Raw genomic sequence first — 23,587 nt, 5'->3', positions numbered from 1 at the left:
AGTCACCTAAAAATTATCACGTAAAAACGACAAAGCCGCATCAGCAATGATGCGGCTTTTATTTTGCTGGTTATTGTTTGTGAATACAGCGAAATTAATGTTCTTCAGAGTGTTTAGTCGCGCCTAACCCTAGGAACTTTAAACCAAGACTTAAAACTAAAATCGAAATAGGTAATGTTAAGATCGTCCAATCTAAGCTGTCGAAGTTAATCAGCACGAGCTCTAAGAACTTCACAAACAAGATCACGATGATGACTTCAGCCAAAATGTTTTTTAGATGGCCGATGTTTGGGGTTCTGATCCAATGCAAAACCGACTGCTCTTGTGTTTTCGCTTTAGCTTTGTTGGAAATAAATAGTGTGTAGATGCCGTGAGCAAAGATGAACAAAACTAGTGCGACAAGAAACGTATCCAGTGACTTGATCAAATAAGCGATCGCGATGTCTGCTTTATCTAAATGTGCGAGTGCTTCTGGAGGTGTTTGATTGAGAATGAAGACCGCAAATGCCGAATAGGTTTTTGCTGCACCCATAAGAAAAAGCAAGAATGAAGCAGCCATAGAACAGATAATGGCGATCCAGCTGACGTATCGGAATGTGTTGAAGACTTGTTTCATGATGACCCTCTCTAACTGAGCTGGTAGTCTAAACAAGTTTTATTTTAGTGATAATCCCAGAAAAATGAGAAAGATTGTTACAAATACGTATTAATCTTTCTCTGTCTATTTCAGCCGTATTCAAAGGCGAATTATTTTCGCTAGCAGTGCTTATGCTTTTTGGAAAATAGAACTCAGTGACAGCACATTTTTAATGCGACCAAGCAATTCGTTTTGCTCTTCTTCTGTACGGAATTCACCTTTGGTGTTACCCCAAACCGGTCCCGGCCATGCTACGTCATCTTTGAAGCGAGCAATATGGTGAATGTGCAGCTGTGGCACCATATTACCTAGCGCACCAAGGTTTAGCTTGTCTGGACGGAATGTTGCTTCCAGTGCTTGGCTTACCGCTTGAGACTCTAGCAAAAACTGTTGCTGTTCTTGCATTGGCAAGTGGTGAAGCTCTTTTAGGTTTGCACGTTTAGGGACCAAGATAACCCATGGCACGGCGTTATCTTTATGCAGAAGCGCCACACACAGTGGGAAGTGGCCGATAACGGTGGTGTCTTTTGCCAGTTGAGGGTGCAGTTCAAAACTCATTATGTTGTCCGATTTGAATTGAATGACATCAGTATACGCCAGATAAAACAAAAGGTTGACGCTTTCACGTCAACCTTTGTCATCATTTAGCTTGTGCTACTTAAGCTACCTACGTAAAAGCGGATTACATACGCTCTAGAGTATCAATACCTAGTAGAGACAGACCTTGCTTGATGGTCTTCGCTGTTAGCGCAGCTAGTTTCAGACGGCTTTGTTTCACAGCTTCGTCTTCAGCAACTAGGATAGGGCACGCTTCGTAGAAACTAGAGAACTGACCTGCTAGTTCGAATAGGTAGCTACACATGATGTGCGGTTGGCCTTCGCGAGCGACAGATTGAACCGCTTCTTCGAACTGCATAAGTTTAGCAATAAGTGCTTTCTCTTTCTCATCAGTGATTTTGATGTCGCCTTGGAGAGCGTCCATAGCAACACCAGCTTTAGCGAAAATAGAAGCTACGCGAGTGTATGCATATTGCATGTATGGTGCTGTGTTACCTTCAAACGCTAACATGTTGTCCCAATCGAACACGTAGTCAGTCGTACGGTGTTTAGATAAGTCAGAGTATTTAACCGCTGCCATTGCAACTGTTTTAGAGATCTTCTCTTTTTCTTCCGCATCTAGCTCAGGGTTTTTAGATTCGATCAGTTGTGCTGCACGAACTTCTGCTTCATCTAGAAGGTCGGCAAGGCGAACGGTACCACCCGCACGAGTCTTGAATGGCTTACCATCTTTACCAAGCATCATGCCGAACGCGTGGTGCTCAAGAGATACTGACTCAGGTACGTAGCCTGCCTTACGAACAATTGTCCAAGCTTGCATTAGGTGCTGGTGTTGACGTGAGTCGATGAAGTAAAGCACACGGTCTGCACTTAGCTCTTCATAACGATATTTTGCACATGCGATGTCTGTTGTTGTGTATAGGAAACCGCCATCGCGTTTTTGAACGATAACGCCCATTGGTTCGCCATCTTTGTTCTTGTATTCATCTAGGAATACAACTTGCGCGCCATCATCTTCAACGGCAAGACCTTGTTCTTTTAGGTCTGCAACGATCTTAGGAAGCATGTCGTTGTACATGCTCTCGCCCATCACGTCGTCACGAGTCAGTGACACGTTTAGACGGTCGTAGTTGCGCTGGTTTTGGATCATGGTTACATCAACGAGTTTTTTCCACATTTCTGCACAGTACTCGTCACCGCTTTGCAGTTTCACAACGTAGTTTCGCGCCTTTACTGCGAAGTCTTCATCTTCATCGTACAGCTTTTTCGATTCGCGGTAGAAGCCTTCAAGGTCCGCAAGCTCCATAGAAACTTCGCCAGACTCTTGTTGTACACGTTCAAGGTTTGCGATAAGCATACCGAACTGAGTACCCCAGTCGCCGATGTGGTTCGCACGGATCACTTTGTGACCTAGGAACTCAAGAGTACGTACCACCGCATCACCGATGATGGTTGAACGTAGGTGACCAACGTGCATTTCTTTAGCTACGTTTGGTGCAGAGTAGTCAGCAACGATAGTTTGAGCTTCGTCTGCTGCAACGCCAAGACGTGAGTCAGCCAGTGCTGCTTCCGCTTGTTTTGCTAGGAACTCTTCGCTTAGGAAAATGTTGATGAAACCAGGACCAGCGATTTCTGTCTTGCTTGCAATACCATCTAGGTCTAGAACATCCAGTACTTTCTGTGCAAATTCTCGTGGGTTAGTACCCAGTTTTTTAGCAACGCCCATTACGCCGTTTGCTTGGTAGTCACCAAATTGTGGCTTTGCTGATTGGCGTACTGCCGCAGGACTGCCTGCAGGTGCGCCAGCGGCTTCTAGAGCCTGAGATACTTTGTCATTAATAAGTGCTTGGATATTCACACGCGTTTCCTTCAATTCAAGGACGAAGAACTCGGCGAAGTAAGTGCCGAGTTCTGTTGGAGTTCACAAAAATGGGGCTAATGATAACAACTTTATTGCTTTTCATACAGAGAGGAATTGGGGAAATTTATACTTTTTCGATTGAATGGAAATGTGGTTTGGTTTGCGTTTACTATTGCGCTCAGAGTAATGAGATAAATCGCCCCAAAAGAGAACCACAATGACGACTCAACTAGTTGAAAAACGCCTAGCGCCTGAATTGATGATCCAAGATTTGGATGCATTTATGGCGAAGATTGAAGAGTTTGCATCCCTGTTAAAACTGGATCTGAGCTTTGCTCAAGCTGACCATATTGCGTTGCGTATTAACGATACTGATACCGCAAAAGCTGCGCATGAGGCTTGGAGTCAATACGGAAAGGTGATTTCACAAGCGAAAATCAACGGTCGCCCAATTATTGTTATTGAGTTCGATAAAGCGTTGGAAAGTCGTGGCTGGAAGATTGAGTGTCTGGAGCTGCCATACCCTGCGGAAGGCAAAATCTACCCAACTGAAAGCTGGGAACATGTGGAGTTTGTGATTCCGTCTCATGCCGAAACCGCAGATGAGTTTCTTGCTGATTTGAGACACACTTATCCAGCGTTTGGCGCACGCTTTAATGAGTTAGAAGAGCTGGGTGTGAAGATCAAACTGTCGAGCCCGAAAGGGGATGGCGAACGCTTGAATAACCCAACAGTGGCGTTTAAGTACCAAGGCATTTGTATCAAACTGCACCCGCATTCACTTAAGCGTATTGTGGAGTCTGAGCAGGCGTAAAACGCTAGGGTGAGAATTGCTGAGTTGCGATAGGCAAAAAGGGAGCCGAGGCTCCCTTTCGTAAGCGAATCACTATTTAGCCAGTGACTTGCTTTTTGGGTTGGTAATGGAAAGTTTTTTGCCTTTCAACTCTTCATCTAAAGGCAGTGTAAAAGTTTTGGCAAACGGCATTCGTTTACAATGATCCGCCTTGTCTCTAACGATAGTAATAAGAGCTTCTGTCTGTGAGCTTTGCTCTATTTTTAGGCTAAAATCATCGTTCTTACTGCAGCCGTTAGACTCTGTGATAAATGAAATTTGACTCTCACTTGTCCTATAAGTCTCTACCATCATTGCTTGGTGCTCAGACGTCTGGTTTGTTTGCAGTCCTGCGTTTGCTGAACATGCAGTTAAACTGATAGTGCCCAAACCAAGTAGGAATATCTTGAGTCTATGTTTCATCTCGTTACCTTTTTTTGCGTCGTACGAATGAACCTGCAGCCATTAACACCAGTAGGCCAATAGATAAACTGCCGCCTGAACTAGACTTTTTATTAACGTCGTTACCAGCATCGCCCGTATTATCTGTGCTGACTGACATATTTATGTTGCGAACAAATGCTTGCGCGCTGTAAATGCCACTTGAAAACGGGTGTTGGACGTATTCAAACGTTATCGTATTAGATGCTTTGTAAAGATCGATCTGGATCTCTTTATAATCGAGGAGTTGGTTGGTGCTATCGTAAATTTCACCATTAACTAAGATGAACAAGTAATCAAAACCATCGGACATTACTTTGAGATCCATGGTAAGTTTGCCCTTCGGAAGATCGGTCAAAACCAGCTCAGATACACCAGGATAAGCTCCCATATCCGCTGATTGCAGTTCACCATTTTCAGCCGTCCAAGCGTTTTGACCGGTATAAACATTTGCGTCTGCTAGCGGAATGGCATTACGCACTGATCTGCTTGCTTTATCTACACCTGAATACTCGAAAGTTGTTGTGAGTCTGGACAGTTTCGGATGATCGGTAAAGAGCTCTATCGTTGTTTCTGATCCCGAATAGCTAGGTTGGTAGCCGACGGTAATTTGACAGCTTTGCGAAGGCTTTAAGGTACCAGTACAAGTGCTTTTCTCGATGGTACTTCCGTATGATATTGTGCTTTGGTAGATGTTGAATGGGATAGTATCGTCATTACGAATAGTAAAGGTCTCTTGCTGCGCTTTTCGCTCAACGAAACGAAGATCTCGGTACTTAGTGAAGCTGATAGTATTGCGATGGCTATCTATCCATCCATTGTGTTGAAAATGAGCGACGTTGGCGTAAACACCATAAGCGTTTGGTTGAGCACATCCATCCCCCCAGCTGACCACGCCTAGCAATTTGTTGATACCGTTATCATCAACGATGAGTGGACCGCCGCTATCTCCTTGGCAGCTATCTTTACCTCCCCAATAGTATCCGGCGCAAATACCGTCATCTGATACATTAGAGTAGTTTCCTGGTAGGTTTTGGCAGGTAGCTCGATCTACGTATTCCAAATCTACTTGTTGTAAAACGGTTGGGTATATTCGGTCTGTCGTGGACGTATTTCCCCATCCAGCCACGTGCAACTTGTCTCCTACGCGTACGCTATCTAAAAGTTCTGGCGTTGCCAGGTCAATAGTTGCGCTATCGATATTGCGTTCTAATTCAATAAGAGCGATGTCATTGTTCGTTGTTATGTTGTTATATTCATCATGTGAATAGATGTTTTTAATGGCGATGCGCTGTGCTTGAGACTCTCTGTTTTTGTCATAAAGACCAAGAACGATATCCAGATCGTCCGCATTAAGACCTTCCACACAGTGCGCAGCAGTTAATACGTATTTTCCACCTAGGAAACTGCCACCACAAAAGTGACCAATAGATGTAGGTTGTCCTTTACGTACCAGTGAAGCAATAAATTTCCAGTCGGAAGTGTTGGCAGGTTCGCCGCCGATAATGCGAGTGGATACATCATTCTGAACAGGTTCAAGAGTATCTGCGATTGTGGTTGCTGGTAAAGTCAGCCCAATCAGAAAAGCCACTAACGTTTTTTTCATTTTAATTCCGTAATATTAACGTGGTTTATTATAAGGAGGGCAAATGATAAACGGAATCATTCTCTCAGTAAATAGTTGTGGAGAAATGAAAAATTATAACGTATCGGTTTAACTTTGATGGTTAGAATTGGAGGGGGGATCTTCTGAAAAGATGAAACCCGCCAAGTTGGACGGGTTTCACTATCGTTGTAACTAGTACGGAGGGATTACAGGATCACTGTCTTATTCCCATAAACAAAGACGTGGTCATTGATCACTTTATTCAAAGCCTTACTCAATACGTTCTTCTCTACATCGCGTCCCGCTTGCGCCATATCTTGGGCATTGAATGTATGGTCGACAGGAATTACGTCTTGCTTGATGATCGGCCCTTCATCTAAATCATTAGTCACGAAGTGTGCTGTTGCACCGATGATTTTCACACCGCGATCGTAAGCTTGTTGATATGGCTTCGCGCCAATAAAAGCAGGTAAGAAGCTGTGATGAATATTAATGATTTTGTGGTGATATTTCTCAACAAACGTCGGCGTTAATACGCGCATGTATTTAGCTAGCACCAAAAAGTCAGCATCGTATTGATCGATCACTTCTAGCATCTTCTGCTCGTGTTCTTCACGGCTAAGGTTTTCATGGGTCACATGGTGGTAAGGAATGTCGAAGCGTTCAGTGAGAGTTTGCAGTTTGTCGTAATTCCCCACCACAGCGGCGATCTCAACATCTAGGCTTCCATCGTAGGTTTTCATCAGAATATCGCCTAAACAATGCGCTTCTTTTGTGACGAGAATGACGATGCGCTTACGGCGAGAGCCAACCAATTTACGCTTAGCACCTTGCGGGAGAGCTTGGTCCAAGTCGGCAAGAAACGTTTGATCGTTGAAGTACCCCTCCAACTCCGTTCTCATGAAAAAGTGGCCACTGGTATTATCAACAAATTCGTTATTGTGAACGATGTTGAGTTGGTGCTTGTAACAGATATTAGTAATTTTCGAGATGAGACCCGGGGCGTCAGAACAGTGGGTCAACAGTGTTTTCTTTTCCATAAATCAGGTACTTCCATGCATTAATATTTTAGCGTACGAATTTGTTATTATTCCCTGGCGGGTGTAACTGTACTGCCATGTTTCACCATAAATAATCTATTCTTACGTTGGTTTCAACAAAATATCCGCGTGTCGCCGCAAGCTGGTCAGATTGTGGGCTGATGTCACTCCTATTCCTCTGATATACTCTCGATAATTTTTCAAACTCAATACCAAGCATGATCGCAAAAACTTTTTCCTCTGATGGCGCGTTAGGTAAGGCCATTCCTGGCTTTCAAGCTCGTCAGCCACAAATCGATATGGCGGAAGCCGTCAGCAGTGCGATCAAAGATCAAACCCAGTTGGTGGTGGAGGCAGGAACCGGAACCGGTAAGACCTTCGCCTACTTAGTCCCTGCGCTGTTAAGCGGTAAAAAAGTGATCATCAGTACAGGCTCGAAAAACTTGCAAGAGCAGTTGTACCATCGTGACTTACCGCTCATGGTCAATGCGCTTGGTTTTTATGGCCAAGTGGCGTTATTAAAAGGGCGTTCTAATTATCTGTGTTTGGATCGTTTGAGCCGCCAAATGGTCGAAAGCCACACTAATGAATCTGACCCGACGTTATTAACTCAACTGGTTAAAGTGCGTGCTTGGTCATCAGAAACCAAAACAGGTGACCTTGGTGATTGTGATGATCTGCCAGAAGACAGCATGATCATTCCGACTATCACCTCAACCAATGATAACTGTTTAGGTAAAGAATGTCCGAGCTACACTGATTGCTTTGTATTGAAAGCGCGTAAGCGAGCCATGGATTCCGACATTGTTGTAGTGAACCATCACTTGTTTCTTGCTGATTTAGCGATCAAAGAAACAGGATTCGGTGAACTGATTCCAGAAGCCGATGTGTTTATTTTTGATGAAGCTCATCAGTTGCCAGATATTGCGAGCGAATATTTCGGCCAGTCAGTTTCAAGCCGCCAAATTCACGATCTTGCCAAAGACATTGAAATAGCCTATCGCACCGAAGCCAAAGATATGCGTCAATTGCAAAAAGTGGGCGACAAACTCATGCAAAGCGCAATGGACATGCGGATTGTATTGGGTGAGCCAGGCTTTCGTGGCAACTGGCGTGAGGCGTTGCAATCAGGTTCTATTAAGCGAGAATTATTGCGCTTAACTGACAGCCTCGAATTGGCGATTGATGTACTCAAAATAGCCTTAGGGCGCAGTCAATTACTGGATACCGCCTTTGAACGAGCAAATTTGATCAAAGGCCGTATCGACCGGGTATGTGATGTCGATATTACCGGTTACTCATACTGGTACGATACCTCGCCTCGTCATTTCGCTCTGCACATTACGCCTCTTTCTGTCGCGGACAAGTTCCATGAGCAAATAGAGATTAAACAAGGCGCTTGGATTTTCACGTCAGCAACCCTAGCCGTATCGGGCGATTTCAAGCACTTTACTGAGCGCCTTGGCCTCAAGCCTACAAAGCAATTTTCTCTGCCGTCCCCCTTTGATTATCAAAAGCAAGCGCGCCTTTGTGTGCCAAGGTATTTGCCAGAGCCAAACAGTAACGGCTTAGCGGATAAGTTAGTCCGAATGCTTGCTCCGGTGATTGAAGAAAATGATGGTCGCTGCTTCTTTTTATGTACCTCGCACAGCATGATGCGTGAACTAGGTGAGAAGTTCCGAGAAGTACTTGAGCTGCCTGTGTTAATGCAAGGGGAGATGAGTAAGCAGAAAACCTTGGCGGAGTTTATGGAACTGGGTAACGCTTTACTCGTGGCGACGGGCGCTTTCTGGGAAGGGATTGATGTTAGAGGTGATGCGCTGAGCTGTGTTATTATCGACAAATTACCGTTTACCGCCCCTGACGATCCGTTACTCAAAGCCCGTATCGAGGATTGTCGATTACGTGGCGGTGAACCATTTGCTGAAGTACAAATCCCGGATGCAGTGATTACGTTAAAGCAGGGAGTCGGGCGATTAATTCGAGATCAGAAGGATCACGGTGCGTTGATCATTTGTGATAATCGCCTCGTCACGCGAGACTATGGTGGTATTTTCCTCGGAAGTCTACCACCTATCCCAAGGACGCGAGACTTAGATGGAATCAAAGCATTCCTGAAAGCAGAACAATCTGTCACAGACGCAAGTGCTGAGGCATAACCCAATAAATGAGAGTTGTAGAGAGTTAAATGAGCGCAAAAATTCTTGCTATCGATACAGCGACTGAAAACTGTTCAGTTGCGTTGTTGGCTAATGATCAAGTGATTTCACGTAGCGCGGTTGCACCACGCGATCACACCAAAAAAGTACTGCCAATGGTTGATGAAGTACTCAAAGAAGCTGGCCTGACTCTACAAGAGCTGGATGCGTTAGCGTTTGGACGTGGTCCAGGTAGCTTTACTGGCGTTCGTATCGGTATTGGTATCGCACAAGGTTTGGCGTTCGGTGCTGACTTACCTATGATCGGCGTTTCAACGCTGGCTGCAATGGCTCAAGGTAGCTATCGCTTACATGGTGTGACCGATGTCGCTGTGGCCATTGATGCACGTATGGGTGAAGTTTACTGGGCACGTTACACTCGCCAAGCAAACGGTGAGTGGGCAGAGATGGATGCAGAGTGCGTAATTCCACCAGCACGTCTCGTTGAAGAAGCACAAGCAGACGACAAAACGTGGACGACAGCAGGTACTGGTTGGGATGCTTACCAAGAAGTATTAGCAGACCTACCGTTTAATTTGACGCATAGTGACGTTCTGTACCCTGATTCACAAGACATCGTGATTCTTGCTGAACAAGAATTTAAAAAGGGTAATACCGTGCCGGTCGAAGATTCGAGCCCTGTTTATTTACGTGATAATGTGACATGGAAAAAACTTCCTGGTCGCGAATAGTCCGTTTTTCATTAACCTGACAAAAAGCAGGGCGTTTGCCCTGTATTTTTATGGAGTGCTATGGCGTCGATTAATGGCTTGCCTCCTTCTTTGATTCCCGGTGCAAATCGCACTCATAAAGCCAGTCAAAAGAAGCAGGTAAATAAATCACAAACAAAGCAGCCTGTAGGTCAGCCTTCAAAGGTTGCTAACGCCGTGGCGCACTCCATAAAACACGTGGATGAGTCCCAAATTCACCGAGCTCAAGTGCAATATGACCTTCCTGAAGGGGGCGCACGTAAAGCAATGGAGCAGTACATGGATGTCATGAATCGAGCTAAAAAAGAGGAACTGGCTCAATTACTTGGTGTCGATATTTACGTGTGAGATCTCCCCAGCTTGGGGTTACTAATATTGAAAGGTGGTTTATGAAGGTTTTTGGACGGTTTTTTCTCGCATTATTTGCTACGGTTGGTTTGTCTGCGTGTAGCTCTTTGCCAGAGGAGCTAAATGCAAGCACAGAATTGGTCGTTACAGACTATAAAGCGTTTGCTGAGTCTCAGGGGCAAGTGAGTGAAGATGTTCGCCTTGGTGGAATCATCGCTAAAGTGGATAACTTTAAAGATAAAACGCGTCTAGAGATTGTAAACCTTCCTATCAGTGAGTCTGGTAAACCTGATATTGATGAAGAGCCTACGGGGCGTTTTGTCGCCTATTTTGATGGCTATTTAGAGCCTGTCGCCTTTAGTGAAGGCCGTTTGGTGACGGTTGTAGGCAAAGGAGCAGGGGAAGAAGAAGGAAAGATCGGTGAGCACGGTTACATCTTCCCGGTAATTAAGGGGGAAGGGTACCGTTTATGGAAAATTGAAGAACGTGTACGCATGTATGACTCGCCAACCTACTTTTACCCATGTTACTCGATTAACTGCCGCATGTGGCGTAATGATTTCCCGCAAGACGGTAAAGTGATAAAACAGGTCAAATAATCTGCGATGCATGAGCGTCAATTCGAGCTTCCTGCCGGCAAAATGGCAGCCCTTGAGATAGGGAACGAGAAAACGGCTGACTTGTCAGTCGTTTTTCTTCATGGGTGGTTAGATAATGCGGGCAGCTTTAAAGCGCTCATGGAGCAGTTGAATCAACTTAATCCTCACTTACACCTCCTCGCCATCGATCATTTTGGTCACGGTTTATCGAGTCATAAATCTCACGATAATTATTACCCCTTTCACGACTATATTGCCGATTTGTATCAGTTTTTGGACGAATTATCACCAAACAGACTGATATTAGTAGGGCATTCACTTGGTGCTTTAATCGCAAGTTGCTATAGTGCAGCGTTTCCAGAGCAGGTTGAAGCTCTTGTGCAAATTGAGGGAGCAGGACCTCTTCATGAGGATCCTATTAACAGTTTGCCTCGTCTTCGCGATGGCGTTTTAAGTCGAATAAGACAGCAAAACAAGCCAGAGCGAGCCATTGCCTCCTTCGATCTGGCGTTAAAATTACGCATGCAAGCCAACCAATTAACCGCTGAGCAGCTTCTACCGATAGTCGAGCGTGGAACAGAGCAGCGAGGAGATAAATGGTATTGGCGGCATGACGCCAAGTTAAAATGTGCGTCGCTTTACCGAATGGCGCAAGCGCATGCTAACTCGATTACCAGCCAAATACGTTGTCCTCATTTGATTGTATTAGGCGATCAAGGATTTCAGAATTTACCATCTAACCAAGCTGATTGGGGAGAGAACCCACCGCAAGTGGTTTCTGTCAAGGGTGGTCATCACTGTCATTTAGAGCAAATACTCGAGGTCGCAACGCGAATTCTTGGTGTAGTTAACAAAATTTAAACAAGTGTTTGAGAGTTGCGTGCTCAAGCACGTTCGCTGTGCTGTAATAGCTTTCAAAATAAAAAGGACGCTATTTTTTAGCCAGTTATAAACGAGGAGTAACATCGTGGATAAACCATGGCTTTCACGTTATCCAAGTGACGTACCTGAAACCATTAATCCAGAGCAATATGAGTCTTTGGTAGAAATGTTTGAACAGTCTGTACAAAAATATGCAGACCAACCAGCATTCATGAACATGGGCTCGGTTATGACCTTCCGTAAATTGGAAGAGCGTAGTCGCGCATTCGCAGCGTATCTGCAAAACGAGTTAAAACTGCAAAAGGGTGACCGCGTTGCTCTGATGATGCCAAACTTACTGCAATACCCAGTAGCATTATTTGGTATTTTGCGTGCAGGTTGTATCGCCGTAAACGTTAACCCACTTTACACTCCTCGTGAACTTGAACACCAATTGAATGACTCAGGTGCGACGACGATTGTGATTGTGTCTAACTTTGCGAATACGCTAGAACAAATCGTCGATAAAACACCAGTCAAACACGTAGTGTTAACCAGTCTTGGTCAAATGCTGCCACGAGCGAAAGGTACGATTGTCGATTTTGTCGTGAAGTACGTTAAGGGCATGGTGCCTAAGTACGATTTACCTGGTGCAATCTCAATGCGTCAGGCTCTACGTAAAGGTCGTCGTCTACAATACGTTAAACCGTTTATGTCTGGGGATGACATTGCATTCCTGCAATATACGGGGGGGACGACAGGTGTCGCGAAAGGCGCGATTCTGACTCACCGCAACATGATTGCGAACGTTCTACAGGCAAAAGGCGCGTACGGACCGGTTTTATCTCCGGGGCGTGAATTAGTCGTGACAGCATTACCGCTGTATCACGTATTTGCTCTTACCGTAAACTGTCTGCTGTTTGTCGAAATGGGTGGTCGTAACTTACTTATTACCAACCCTAGAGATATTCCAGGGTTCGTGAAAGAGCTACAAAAGCATCCGTTTACTGCGATTACGGGCGTGAATACCTTATTTAATGCATTGGTCAATAATGAAGATTTCCACGAGTTGGATTTCAGTAATCTACGTTTAGCCGTTGGCGGCGGCATGGCAGTGCAGCGCTCAGTGGCAGAAAGATGGCAAAAGACCACGGGTTGCTATTTGCTCGAAGGTTACGGTCTAACAGAATGTTCTCCGTTGGTGGCGGCATATCCGCATGATCTTGTTGAATACAATGGCTCTATTGGTCTGCCGGTACCATCAACAGAAGTTCGTATCGTGGACGAAGAAGGCAACGCTCTTGCGAATACTGAAACTGGTGAACTTCAAGTTCGTGGTCCTCAGGTTATGCAAGGTTACTGGCAACGACCTGAAGCAACGAAAGATACGATTAACGAAGACGGCTGGCTATCAACTGGCGACATCGTTAAGTTCGATGACGAAGGCTTTCTGCATATCGTTGACCGTAAGAAAGACATGATCTTAGTATCAGGCTTTAATGTTTACCCGAACGAAATTGAAGACGTTGTAGCACTACACGGCAAAGTACTTGAAGTTGCTGCTATTGGTCAGCCGCATGAAGTGTCTGGTGAATTAGTGAAGATTTATGTCGTGAAACGCGATCCGAGCTTGACCAAAGACGAAGTGATCGCGCATTGTCGAGAACACTTAACTGGCTACAAAGTTCCGAAGTTGGTTGAGTTCCGCGAAGACTTACCTAAAACCAATGTCGGTAAGATCTTGCGTCGTGTTTTACGCGAAGAGAATGACGCTGAACTTGCGAAGAAAAGCGCATAAGCCGATTTCGTCGAGTCGAGAGATTTAAAAAATGATAGAATGCCAGCGTTTTGCTGGCATTTTTTATAGCGAGAAGTATGTGAACTATCAAATTATTACTAAAAACAAAGACCTAGAAGAGGTTTGCACTCATGCCCGAGAGGCAGACGTAGTGATGCTGGATACCGAATTCGTTCGTATTCGCACTTTCTACCCGCAGTTAGGTCTGATTCAGCTTTTCGATGGTAATCGCCTCTCGCTGATTGATCCGACTGAATTAACGGATATGACGCCGTTTGTAGCGCTATTAAAAGATACTTCTGTGCTAAAAGTGCTGCACGCATGTGGTGAAGATTTAGAAGTTTTCCAAAACGCTTTTGGTTGTACACCATTCCCTATGGTGGATACGCAGCTGATGGCCGCTTTTCTCGGTCACGGCCTATCGACAGGCTTCGCATCGCTGGTGGAAGAATATTTAGGCGTAGAGCTCGACAAAAGTGAATCACGTACCGACTGGATGGCTCGTCCACTGACACAAAAGCAATTAGATTATGCTGCCGCAGATGTTCATTACTTGTTACCGTTATACGAAAAGCTGTTCGATAAGGTGACGCAAGCAGGTTGGTGGGAAGCTGTACAGCAAGAAAGTGATTTACTCGTTTCGAAACGTATTCGCGTAACCAATGAAGAGAATGCCTACCTTGATATTAAGGGCGCTTGGCAATTAAAACCTTCTGAGCTGGCGATTTTAAAGCCATTGGCGACGTGGCGTTATCGTGAAGCAATCAAACGAGATTTAGCGCTGAACTTTATCTTCAAAGAAGGTGATCTATTAACGGTCGCTCGTCTTGGTTTAACGAACTTTAAGAAGATGGAAGCAGAAGATATTGATATCCGAGCGATTAACCGCCATGGCGCGAAGATTGCCGCGATTGTTAAACAAGCGAAGCAAACACCTTCTGAAGAGTATCCTGCGAAAATTGAGCGTTTAATGGACTATCCGGGTTACAAGCAGGTCTTCAAAAATATGAAAGACTTGGTGAAATCGGCTTCGCAGAAGTCAGGTTTAGCCACGGAGTTCCTTGCCTCTAAAAAGCAGATCAACCAGTTGATCAGTTGGGTTTGGAAAAAAGATCGTGACCCAGAAGTATTGCCTGATTTGATGCAAGGGTGGCGTTTGGATTTACTCGGCGACAAGATGAACAAAGCATTAAAGTAATGAAAGATGAAAAAGGTTGGCCTCGATGCCAACCTTTTTCGTTCTAATTAGAGCATTCGTCTTGCGAGAGAAACTGATTACTTTTCTTCGTCTGGTAGCTTCACATTCAGCTCAAGAACTGAGATATCGTCGTCTTTGTGCTCAAATGTTAAGTCAACCATATTTGGATCAATTGCCACGTACTTGCTGATCACCTTCAAGATGTCTTCTTTTAATTGAGGCAAGTAAGACGGCGCAGGATCATTTTGGCTGCGGCGCTCTGCGACAATGATTTGCAAACGCTCTTTAGCTAGATTCGCAGAAGTTTTCTTCTGTGGACGGAAAAATTCTAATAATGACATGTCTAGCCTCCAAAGAGTCGTTTAAAGAGTCCTTTCTTCTCCTCAGTAAGGAAACGAAATTCAACCTGATTGCCTAATAAGCGATCAACGGTGTCAGAATAAGCCATACCCGCATCGGTGTTATCGTCAAAAGTGACTGGCACACCTTTGTTTGACGCGTTAAGCACGGCTTGGCTTTCTGGAATCACGCCCAGAAGTGGAATATGTAAGATCTCCTCAACGTCTTCAACGCTTAGCATTTCGCCTTGAGTGACGCGAGATGGGTTGTAGCGAGTCAGTAGAAGGTGCTGTTTTACTGGCTCTAGCCCTTGTTCTGCACGCAGTGACTTGGAATCTAAAATACCGAGAATGCGGTCAGAGTCACGCACAGAAGAGACTTCTGGGTTCGTTGTGACAATGGCTTCATCGGCATAGTACAAGGCCATTAACGCGCCTTGCTCGATACCTGCTGGTGAATCACAAATAATGAAATCAAAGCCCATTTCATCAAGTTCGCCGAATACGCGCTGAACACCATCTTTTGTCAGTGCGTCTTTATCACGAGTTTGAGAAGCAGGAAGAATAAATAGGTTGTCCGTGCGCTTATCTTTGATCAGCGCTTGGTTTAATGTCGCTTCACCGTTAATGACGTTCACAAAGTCATACACGACGCGGCGCTCACAGCCCATGATTAGATCGAGGTTACGCAAACCGATGTCAAAATCGATCACCGCGGTCTTTTTTCCCTTAAGAGCTAGACCAGAGGCGATGGCTGCGCTTGAAGTGGTTTTACCAACGCCACCTTTACCAGACGTTACTACAATAATGCGTGCCATTTTTTTTCCTTTTTAGATTAAATCGCGAGAACTTCTAAATGTAATGATTCATCGGCTTTACTGATCATTACTTTCTTTTGCCAGTACTCGCTTTCAATTTGATCGCTTAACCAGTAGTCACCCGCAATGGATACCAGTTCTGCTTGTAAATCGTGGCAAATAATACGCGCTTCCTGCTGACCACTTGCTCCTGCAATCGCACGACCTCGAAGTGTGCCATGGATATGAATAGAGCCGTCAGCAATGACTTCAGCACCTGCACTTACGTGCGCTAGCACCACCAAATCACCATCTTTTGCGTAGATCTGTTGTCCTGAGCGGACAGGCGTACGAACTACTTTCGTTGGTGCCATTTTGGCAGGTGCTTGGCTTGGCGATTTGCTCGCCGACATAATGGCGAAGCCAGCTTCGGAAGCAAGGTTTTGTACACGCTTGTCTTTACAGCCCGTTACACCGACCGGAATAAAACCAGCATCTGAGATGCCTTGTTTAAGCTTAGGGAAATCAATGTCGCCTTGTACTTTTGCTATATTGATTACCAAAGGCGCGGATGCAAAAAAAGAAGGTGCTTGAGAAACTTTTTCTTGCAAAAATTCGACAGTCTTTGCGATCTCATTGTCAGAAAGGTGTAAAACTGACAATGTAAAACTGCTACCTTTAAGGTCTGGTGAATGGGTCATCGTGGACTTCTTGCCTTTATTGAAAGAGCGTTGCCTTAAACTAGGTATGTCATGTTATATTTCATCCTTTGACGCAGCAAGTTCTCTCGTGGGCAAATAGGTGAATTAATCTCAAATTTGCTATTAAGTTTGCGAGAATTTGACGTTTACAACCTAATCCGCACTCAACGCGGCTAAATCAGCATAAAAGGCGTGTCATGCTTTGTTCTATTTATAAAAGCTCGAAAAAAGAAGGTACTTATCTCTATATTCCGAAAAAGGATGATTTTTCACAGGTTCCTGACACCTTAATGCAGATGTTCGGTAAGCCTATCGCTGTCATGACGATTAAACTTGATGGCCGTAAATTGGCACAAGTTGATATCGAAAAAGTGAAGGCTTCATTACAAAATGATGGCTTCTTTCTTCAGGTTCCACCGCCGCCGGAGAACCTATTAGAAAAGTACAAAGAACAAAAAGCCCAGCAGAAAGGCGAATAACGTCATCGTTTTTCATCTGGGATTTCTGCCTTGCTCAAGGAGGGCAATATGAAAAAGATACTGGCTACCATGCTTAGCGTTGGTATGTGTACCTCGGCTTTTGCAAGTAGCGAGGGTTTTGATGAATACTTGAATAAGCTGCGTGCTGAAGCTCGTGATAAAGGTATCTCAGAGCAGGTCATTAGTGCTGCTTTTGCTAATGTTGAGTACAAGCCCCGAGCAGTAAAAGCGGACCGAAACCAACCAGAAAAGAAACTGACATTGGATGAGTACATTCCTCGCGCGGTGCCTGAGTGGAAGGTGAAGCAAGCCAGACAACTCTACAAAGAGCATTACACTGAGCTAAAGCGTATAGGCGATGAGTACGGTGTCCACCCGCGCTTTATTGTGGCACTTTGGGGAGTTGAAAGTAACTTTGGTAAGTTTACCGGCAACTTTAAAGTGATTGATGCACTATCCACAATGGCATTTGAAGGCCGTCGTGAAGAGTTTTTCCGGAAAGAGACCATGTCGGCACTTCAGATCCTCGATCAAGGCCATATTGAGCTAGAGAACTTTAAAGGCTCATGGGCTGGTGCGATGGGTCAATGCCAGTTTATGCCAAGCTCTTTCCTTCGTTTTGCTGCTGACGGCAACGGTGATGGTAAAAAAGACATATGGCAATCTGAAGCGGACGTGTTTGCATCAACCGCTAACTATTTGAGCAAGTCTGGTTGGGATGATAAATATACTTGGGGTCGCCAAGTTAAGGTTCCTAAAAATATTGATCGCAGCCTAGAAGGGCGCACGGCTGAAAAAGGCAAATACCTTCAAGAGTGGAGCCAATTAGGTATCACAAAATATGACGGTAGCCCGTTGCCAAAACTGGATGAAGACATCAAAGCATGGTTGATCATGCCGGACGACGAGAATGGTCGTACGTATCTGGTTTACAATAACTACAACGTATTGATGAAGTGGAACCGCTCTTACTACTTCGCACTTGCTGTGAGTCACTTGGCTGACCGCATTAAATACTGATCTGCCATCAAACAATTTGGCATTCAGTCTTCAATACAAGGGCTCTTCGGAGCCCTTTGTTTTTTCTATAACCAAATCGAGGTAAAGCGTGTTATCTGAACGTGCCGCACAAATGGTGATTTTCTCCGCTCTTCTTAAACACAAAAGCTTCACAGCTGCTGCAAAGAGCTTAGGCGTGTCGGTGTCTCATGTGAGTAAACAGTTGAGTCAGTTAGAAGCGTCTCTTGGTATCAAGCTTGTTCAACGCACTACGCGAAGCTTTACGCCGACTGAGGCAGGGAAAACCTTTTTTCATCACTGTGAGCAAGTGGTACAAGCGGTGAGCAGCGCCACATTAGAGATGGAAACCCAGCGGGATGAAGTAGCAGGTTTGGTACGTCTTGGGTTGTCGCAATCATTTGGTACCTTACACATTATTCCAGCGATTCAAGAGTTACGCGAACTGTATCCTCAACTTCAAGTGGAAGTACATCTGTTTGACTATAAGGTCGATATGTTAGCCGAAGGGCTCGATTTATGGGTAACCAACAACGAGCATTTGCCTGAAGGTTACATTGCGCAGCGTTTGACGGATTGCCAGTTTGTTGTTGCGGCATCGCCAGATTACTTATTGAAACATGACACGCCAGCAGAACCGGATGACCTATCTGCTCACAACTGCCTCATATACAGAAGCTGGGAGCGTGACTATACGGGGTGGGCGTTTACCAAAGATCAGCAAGAATTGAACGTAAAAGTCTCGGGTAACTATTCAGTGGATCTGGCAGAAGCCGTTCGGGATGCGGCTATTGCAGGTTGGGGTATTGCCTACCTTGCCACTTACTTGCTGGGGGATGAGTTTAGAACGGGTAAGTTAATACAGCTGTTACCTGACTGGAAAGCCAGCCAGTCGATGCCGTTTTATGCGGTATACCCAAGCCGCCAGCATATGCCAAAAAAAATATCCGCAGTGATTAACTTTATCAAACAGAAGATCGGCAACCCTTGTCATTGGGACCAACGTTTGGCGCCTTACATCTCTATTCCTAAATAACAGGATCAATGACGTTGTAGAACGACACATAAGGTGATTCACTTCACAAAAATTTTTCCTGAACCAGAAACATATTTTCCATATGGAAATAATTAAAATAAGCAAACGTTTATCTTCAATAAATTCAATTGGTTATTTTGTTGGTCAGTTATTGGTCGCTTAAACTTTTCACACTGTTAACATCCTCAACTTGCAGCATTTTGAGTCCGCTATACAATCCGGTGCCTTCCATATCCCCCTTCTGTCGGATTCATTTTATGAACTCAATTATTGGTATCGTAGCCATACTATTCCTAGCATGGCTACTTTCTACAAATAGAAAAAATATAAAGCTGAGAACGGTGTCGTTTGCGTTTGCTTTGCAGGTACTGTTTGCGTTGTTGGTTTTATATGTACCAGCAGGACGAGATGCGCTGAATTCAGTGAGCAGTGTTGTGTCGAATTTGATCAACTATGGTCAAGAGGGCATTGCGTTTTTATTCGGTAATTTGGCGACAGGGGGCTTCACCTTTGCGATCAATGTTCTGGGTATCATCGTTTTCTTCTCCTCTCTTATCTCAGGTCTTTATCACATTGGTGTGATGCCAAAAATCATTAACTTTATCGGTGGTGGTATTCAAAAGCTGCTAGGTATCGGTCGTGCTGAGTCTTTGTCTGCTACGGCGAATATCTTTGTTGGCACCATTGAAGCACCATTAATGGTAAAGCCTTACCTAAAACACATGACTGACTCGCAGTTCTTTGCAGTTATGACAGGTGGTTTAGCGTCAGTTGCTGGCGGAACGTTGGTTGGTTACGCATCACTGGGTGTCGACCTCAATTATCTTATTGCTGCTGCATTTATGTCGGCACCTGCCGGCTTGTTGATGGCAAAAATTTTAATGCCAGAAGATACGGATAAAGCAGCAGATATCGACATTAGCCAAGTTGAAATTCCACGTGCAACTAACGTGGTTGAAGCGTTAGCCGATGGCGCAATGGCGGGTGTTCGTATCGCTGTATCGGTCGGTGGTACGTTGTTAGCGTTCATCAGCGTAATCGCGTTGTTGAACGGGATGCTAGGTTGGGTTGGAGACCTTATTGGTACGCCACTAAGCTTTGAGCTTATCTTAGGCTACGTATTTGCACCTGTCGCATGGTTGTTAGGTGTGCCATGGGAAGAGGCGATTACGGCGGGCTCGCTTATTGGTAACAAGATCGTGGTGAACGAGTTCGTCGCTTTCATCCAGCTTGCAGAAGTGAAGTCTCAACTTAGTGAACACTCACAAGCAATCGTGACGTTTGCTTTGTGTGGCTTTGCAAACATCTCAAGCATGGCGATGCTGATTGGTGGGTTAGGCTCTTTGGTACCAGAAAAGCGTGCATTTGTTTCTAAGCATGGTTTCCGTGCGATTATCGCTGGTGTCATGGCGAACTTAATGAGCGCTTCTATTGCGGGCGTGATTTTAAGTCTGTAATTGAAATAGATATCAACAATTAGCAAAAAGGCTCCTCGCGGAGCCTTTTTCGTATCTGAAATTTACGTTATTTGTCTGTGTGGAACTGTTCGCAAGCGAGCATCGTGTTCTCAATTAAACTTGCGACGGTCATTGGGCCAACGCCACCAGGAACAGGAGTAATAAAGCTCGCACTTTCACGTGCTTTGTCGTACTCCACGTCGCCAACTAGTTTGCCTGAGTCAAGACGGTTAATACCGACATCGACCACCACTGCGCCTTTTTTAATCCACTCACCAGGGATAAAGTTAGGCTTACCAACCGCAACCACGACAACGTCAGCTTGACGCACATGACTCTCTAGGTCTTTGGTAAAACGGTGACATGTTGTTGTTGTGCAGCCCGCAAGCAGCAGCTCAAGTGTCATTGGACGACCAACAATGTTTGATGCGCCAACCACAACCGCATGTTTACCACGCAGCTCAATGTTGTAACGGTCGAGTAGGGTAATGATGCCCTTTGGCGTGCAAGAGCGAAGCTTTGGAATACGTTGCGCAAGACGGCCAACGTTATAAGGGTGGAAGCCATCCACGTCCTTCTCTGGGTGAATGCGCTCTAAAACATGTGTTGTGTCTATGCCCGCAGGAAGGGGTAATTGCACTAGAATGCCGTCAATTTCATCATCGTTGTTTAATTCATCAATCAGCGCTAGTAACTCTTCTTCTGAGCTAGACGCAGGAAGGTCAAAAGACTTAGAAACAAACCCAACTTCTTCACATGCGCGGCGTTTGCTACCGACATAAACCTGAGAAGCAGGATCTTCACCAACTAGAACCACTGCTAAACCAGGAGCACGTAGCCCAGCTTCAACACGTGCTTTAACACGTGCAGCCACTTCGGATCGAACAGTTTGGGAAATGAGAGTTCCGTCTATATTTTGAGCAGTCATGACTTTCCTTATAAATTAAGAAGGCAGATTATCTGCGGCGCATTGTCGCAGAATTTCTTATCAACATCCATACGCAAACGTTTGCTTTGTGGTGTTTTTGAACATTAAGCGTTTTAATGGACTTTTTTTAGGCATTCAGATCAGAATGTTATGAAAACCCGTTGATTTACCCGTTTGAACTCGTATAATCCTGTCCCTGTAGCGCGCCCTTAGCTCAGCTGGATAGAGCACGTCCCTTCTAAGGATGTGGTCATTGGTTCGAATCCAATAGGGCGTGCCATTTATTCAAAAGCCCTGATAACTCTTTGAGTTGTCGGGGCTTTGTCGTTTTTAGGTTTTTGGCTGTAATTGCCACTCTATCTACAACTTTTGAATGGCATTCTAGCCATTGCAATTTCTAGCAATTAATATGGACGCATATTAATTACCTTTCGTTAACCTTTATGCCTGCCACTTCTAACTTTTATGACCGACACGCCGACTCTTTCGCGAAGCAATACACATCGATCCAGTTTGAGGATGTCCACGCGAGTTGGAGAGTCTTCTGGCCCCAGGCTGGAGATCGTGTGTTAGATGTTGGCGCGGGCTCTGGTCGAGACGCGAAATGGATGGCTGAGCATGGGTGTGAAGTTGTTGCGATCGAGCCTGCTCAAGCACTTCTAAGGCTTGGTAAGTCTTACTGTGGCGATTCCGTTACTTGGCTTGAAGATGCATTACCTAAGCTTGAGAAAACCATTAATCTTGGCTTTCGCTTCGATTTAATTCTTGTCAGTGCGGTATGGATGCATCTTGCGCCTACGCACCGTGAACGTGCATTTCGCAAACTTGCAAATTTGTTAGCGCCTAATGGTCGATTGGTGATTAGCCTTCGTCACGGTGACTTTTCTGACGGTCGTAAAGCTTATCCCGTATCGGTTGAAGAGCTCGAAAAGTTTGCAAAGAATAGCGCTTTAATGGTGAGAAACGTATCTCTCGATGACGATCAGTTAAAGCGAACGGGTGTATCTTGGCAAACTGTAGTGATGTCTTTGCCTGATGATGGTTCCGGTGATCTGAATAAGGTTCGCCACATTATCGTCAATGATTCCAAATCGGCTACCTATAAGCTCGCACTACTACGTACTTTACTACGTATTGCAGACGCTCATTCTGGTGCAGTGGTTGATCGCAGCGAAGGTAAAGTTGCAATCCCATTAGGATTAGTTGGCTTATATTGGATTCGTCAATTTAAGCGTTTAATCGATAAAGAGAACATCCAGCAAAGCTCGAACTCGTCTAAAGGGCTAGGTTTTATAAAGCCCGATGGCTGGGGCAGACTTTCCCATTTAAGTCCTGATGATCTTGCTATAGGCACGACATTTTTTGGTGAAGATGCAGTGGCGCTTGATAAAGCGATAAAAGACAGCTTAAAAACCATAAAAGATGGTCCCGTCACTTTTACCTATCAAGGTGATAAATCAAACCCTTACTTTGAAATGATTCGTTCAGCTAAGAAGCCAAAACGTTCAATTGTTGTGGATAGCGAGTTCCTCGAAGGTTATGGGCTGTTTGTGTTGGATGAAAGCCTTTGGGATTGTTTTCGATTGTATAACTCTTGGATTGAGCCGCTGGTGGTCAACCAATGGATTATGGAAATGCAACGATTTCGGTCTAATCAAGAGCGGGGTATTCCACTGCAAACGTATCATGATTGTTTGGTCTGGATTGATAAAGACCATGATACGCGAGTCGTGCGAAAGAGAATTGAACAGTTGAAGCTCAGCCATTGCGACATTGTCAGTGTATGGAGTGGAAGCAAATTACGAAATGAGTATCACGTTGATCACTGTTTGCCATTTGCTTATTGGCCCAACAATGATAAGTGGAACTTACTACCAACATCTAAGGTTGAAAACCTAAACAAGCGTGATCGTATTCCTGCTAGCTATCGATTAAACGCATCCAAGCCGCGAATTTTGGATTGGTGGCAGTTAGCTTGGGGAGAGACGGATAATTTGAGTCGGACGTTTTTTACCGAGGCTTCATTGTCGCTACCTAATGTGCCTGCATCTTGTCAAGATTTTGAGCATGTCTTTGAAGCGATGGGATTACAAATTCGTGGTGTTAAAAGTCGCCTTTGTATCGCGGAATGGTAATGTCTTGTTTGC

General features: G+C 44.8%; 23 protein-coding genes and 1 tRNA gene. 14 read left to right on the top strand and 10 right to left on the bottom strand.

The annotated features are described in order from the left end of the window. Positions 1–94: 94 nt before the first annotated feature. From R7E42_RS15015 to argS, 3 genes are all read right to left on the bottom strand, one after another. A complete protein-coding gene (locus tag R7E42_RS15015) occupies positions 95–616 on the bottom strand; it encodes a YqhA family protein (protein WP_042523163.1) in 522 nt (173 codons plus the stop codon). Between the two features lie 150 nt (positions 617–766). Next, positions 767–1,195, bottom strand: coding sequence for an HIT family protein (locus R7E42_RS15010; RefSeq protein WP_005382194.1), 429 nt, complete (start codon positions 1,193–1,195; stop codon positions 767–769). Positions 1,196–1,319: 124 nt separating this feature from the next. Then, positions 1,320–3,053, bottom strand: coding sequence for an arginine--tRNA ligase (argS, locus tag R7E42_RS15005; protein WP_005388349.1), 1,734 nt, complete (start codon positions 3,051–3,053; stop codon positions 1,320–1,322). A 220-nt stretch (positions 3,054–3,273) separates the two neighbouring features. On the opposite strand from argS, the gene R7E42_RS15000 reads away from it, so the two are divergent. Further along, on the top strand, positions 3,274–3,870 hold the full coding sequence (locus R7E42_RS15000; RefSeq protein WP_025766980.1) for a VOC family protein: 597 nt from the start codon (positions 3,274–3,276) through the stop codon (positions 3,868–3,870). Between the two features lie 72 nt (positions 3,871–3,942). Here the strand turns inward: R7E42_RS15000 and R7E42_RS14995 are convergent, their stop codons facing one another. The 3 genes from R7E42_RS14995 to purU all read right to left on the bottom strand — a co-directional run bounded on the left by R7E42_RS14995 (position 3,943) and on the right by purU (position 6,975). Next, positions 3,943–4,311: a hypothetical protein gene (locus tag R7E42_RS14995; RefSeq protein WP_005382200.1), complete on the bottom strand. Its 369-nt coding sequence runs from the start codon at positions 4,309–4,311 to the stop codon at positions 3,943–3,945. A gap of 4 nt (positions 4,312–4,315) precedes the next feature. Next, complete coding sequence (locus R7E42_RS14990) at positions 4,316–5,935, bottom strand: S1 family peptidase (protein ID WP_005382202.1); 1,620 nt, start codon at positions 5,933–5,935, stop codon at positions 4,316–4,318. A 206-nt stretch (positions 5,936–6,141) separates the two neighbouring features. Next, a complete protein-coding gene (purU, locus tag R7E42_RS14985) occupies positions 6,142–6,975 on the bottom strand; it encodes a formyltetrahydrofolate deformylase (protein ID WP_005382206.1) in 834 nt (277 codons plus the stop codon). 218 nt (positions 6,976–7,193) lie between these two features. On the opposite strand from purU, the gene R7E42_RS14980 reads away from it, so the two are divergent. The 7 genes from R7E42_RS14980 to rnd all read left to right on the top strand — a co-directional run bounded on the left by R7E42_RS14980 (position 7,194) and on the right by rnd (position 14,687). Further along, positions 7,194–9,134, top strand: a complete 1,941-nt coding sequence (locus R7E42_RS14980) for an ATP-dependent DNA helicase (protein ID WP_005382210.1) — start codon at positions 7,194–7,196, stop codon at positions 9,132–9,134. 29 nt (positions 9,135–9,163) lie between these two features. Further along, positions 9,164–9,865, top strand: coding sequence for a tRNA (adenosine(37)-N6)-threonylcarbamoyltransferase complex dimerization subunit type 1 TsaB (gene tsaB / locus R7E42_RS14975; RefSeq protein ID WP_017819943.1), 702 nt, complete (start codon positions 9,164–9,166; stop codon positions 9,863–9,865). A gap of 60 nt (positions 9,866–9,925) precedes the next feature. Next, on the top strand, positions 9,926–10,231 hold the full coding sequence (locus tag R7E42_RS14970) for a hypothetical protein (RefSeq protein WP_017819942.1): 306 nt from the start codon (positions 9,926–9,928) through the stop codon (positions 10,229–10,231). Between the two features lie 41 nt (positions 10,232–10,272). Further along, positions 10,273–10,830 carry a Slp family lipoprotein gene (locus R7E42_RS14965; RefSeq protein WP_017819941.1) on the top strand — a complete coding sequence of 186 codons (558 nt, stop codon included), beginning with the start codon at positions 10,273–10,275 and terminating at the stop codon, positions 10,828–10,830. Positions 10,831–10,836: 6 nt separating this feature from the next. Continuing rightward, positions 10,837–11,691: an alpha/beta fold hydrolase gene (locus tag R7E42_RS14960; RefSeq protein WP_213967013.1), complete on the top strand. Its 855-nt coding sequence runs from the start codon at positions 10,837–10,839 to the stop codon at positions 11,689–11,691. Between the two features lie 106 nt (positions 11,692–11,797). After that, positions 11,798–13,489, top strand: coding sequence for a long-chain-fatty-acid--CoA ligase FadD (gene fadD / locus R7E42_RS14955; RefSeq protein WP_005382216.1), 1,692 nt, complete (start codon positions 11,798–11,800; stop codon positions 13,487–13,489). A gap of 79 nt (positions 13,490–13,568) precedes the next feature. Further along, positions 13,569–14,687, top strand: a complete 1,119-nt coding sequence (gene rnd / locus R7E42_RS14950) for a ribonuclease D (RefSeq protein ID WP_031777213.1) — start codon at positions 13,569–13,571, stop codon at positions 14,685–14,687. Positions 14,688–14,764: 77 nt separating this feature from the next. Here rnd and minE read toward each other — a convergent pair whose 3' ends face one another. Genes minE through minC form a run of 3 tightly spaced genes read right to left on the bottom strand, consistent with a single transcriptional unit; the run spans position 14,765 to position 16,523 of the window. Next, the gene (gene minE / locus R7E42_RS14945) at positions 14,765–15,028 is read right to left on the bottom strand and encodes a cell division topological specificity factor MinE (protein ID WP_005388332.1); all 264 of its coding nucleotides are present in this window, start codon (positions 15,026–15,028) and stop codon (positions 14,765–14,767) included. A gap of 2 nt (positions 15,029–15,030) precedes the next feature. Beyond that, on the bottom strand, positions 15,031–15,843 hold the full coding sequence (gene minD, locus R7E42_RS14940; protein ID WP_005388331.1) for a septum site-determining protein MinD: 813 nt from the start codon (positions 15,841–15,843) through the stop codon (positions 15,031–15,033). A gap of 17 nt (positions 15,844–15,860) precedes the next feature. Then, complete coding sequence (gene minC / locus R7E42_RS14935) at positions 15,861–16,523, bottom strand: septum site-determining protein MinC (protein ID WP_005382304.1); 663 nt, start codon at positions 16,521–16,523, stop codon at positions 15,861–15,863. A 197-nt stretch (positions 16,524–16,720) separates the two neighbouring features. On the opposite strand from minC, the gene R7E42_RS14930 reads away from it, so the two are divergent. The 4 genes from R7E42_RS14930 to R7E42_RS14915 all read left to right on the top strand — a co-directional run bounded on the left by R7E42_RS14930 (position 16,721) and on the right by R7E42_RS14915 (position 20,512). Next, entirely contained in the window at positions 16,721–17,002 is a 282-nt protein-coding gene (locus tag R7E42_RS14930) for a YcgL domain-containing protein (RefSeq protein ID WP_005382303.1), read from the top strand. A gap of 48 nt (positions 17,003–17,050) precedes the next feature. Further along, on the top strand, positions 17,051–18,022 hold the full coding sequence (locus tag R7E42_RS14925) for a lytic transglycosylase domain-containing protein (RefSeq protein WP_005388330.1): 972 nt from the start codon (positions 17,051–17,053) through the stop codon (positions 18,020–18,022). 88 nt (positions 18,023–18,110) lie between these two features. Beyond that, positions 18,111–19,055 carry a LysR family transcriptional regulator gene (locus R7E42_RS14920; protein WP_005382299.1) on the top strand — a complete coding sequence of 315 codons (945 nt, stop codon included), beginning with the start codon at positions 18,111–18,113 and terminating at the stop codon, positions 19,053–19,055. A 257-nt stretch (positions 19,056–19,312) separates the two neighbouring features. Beyond that, entirely contained in the window at positions 19,313–20,512 is a 1,200-nt protein-coding gene (locus R7E42_RS14915) for a NupC/NupG family nucleoside CNT transporter (protein WP_206953976.1), read from the top strand. Between the two features lie 67 nt (positions 20,513–20,579). Here the strand turns inward: R7E42_RS14915 and folD are convergent, their stop codons facing one another. After that, positions 20,580–21,440 carry a bifunctional methylenetetrahydrofolate dehydrogenase/methenyltetrahydrofolate cyclohydrolase FolD gene (folD, locus tag R7E42_RS14910; RefSeq protein WP_005382297.1) on the bottom strand — a complete coding sequence of 287 codons (861 nt, stop codon included), beginning with the start codon at positions 21,438–21,440 and terminating at the stop codon, positions 20,580–20,582. A gap of 203 nt (positions 21,441–21,643) precedes the next feature. Between folD and R7E42_RS14905 the strand changes: the two genes are divergently transcribed. After that, positions 21,644–21,720 (top strand) — tRNA-Arg (locus R7E42_RS14905). Positions 21,721–21,883: 163 nt separating this feature from the next. Next, positions 21,884–23,575 carry a class I SAM-dependent methyltransferase gene (locus tag R7E42_RS14900; protein WP_005382296.1) on the top strand — a complete coding sequence of 564 codons (1,692 nt, stop codon included), beginning with the start codon at positions 21,884–21,886 and terminating at the stop codon, positions 23,573–23,575. Positions 23,576–23,587: the final 12 nt, after the last annotated feature.

Source organism: Vibrio sp. Vb1337, assembly GCF_033338715.1.
Classification (GTDB): domain Bacteria; phylum Pseudomonadota; class Gammaproteobacteria; order Enterobacterales; family Vibrionaceae; genus Vibrio; species Vibrio alginolyticus.
This window is presented reverse-complemented; position numbering and strand designations above follow the sequence as displayed.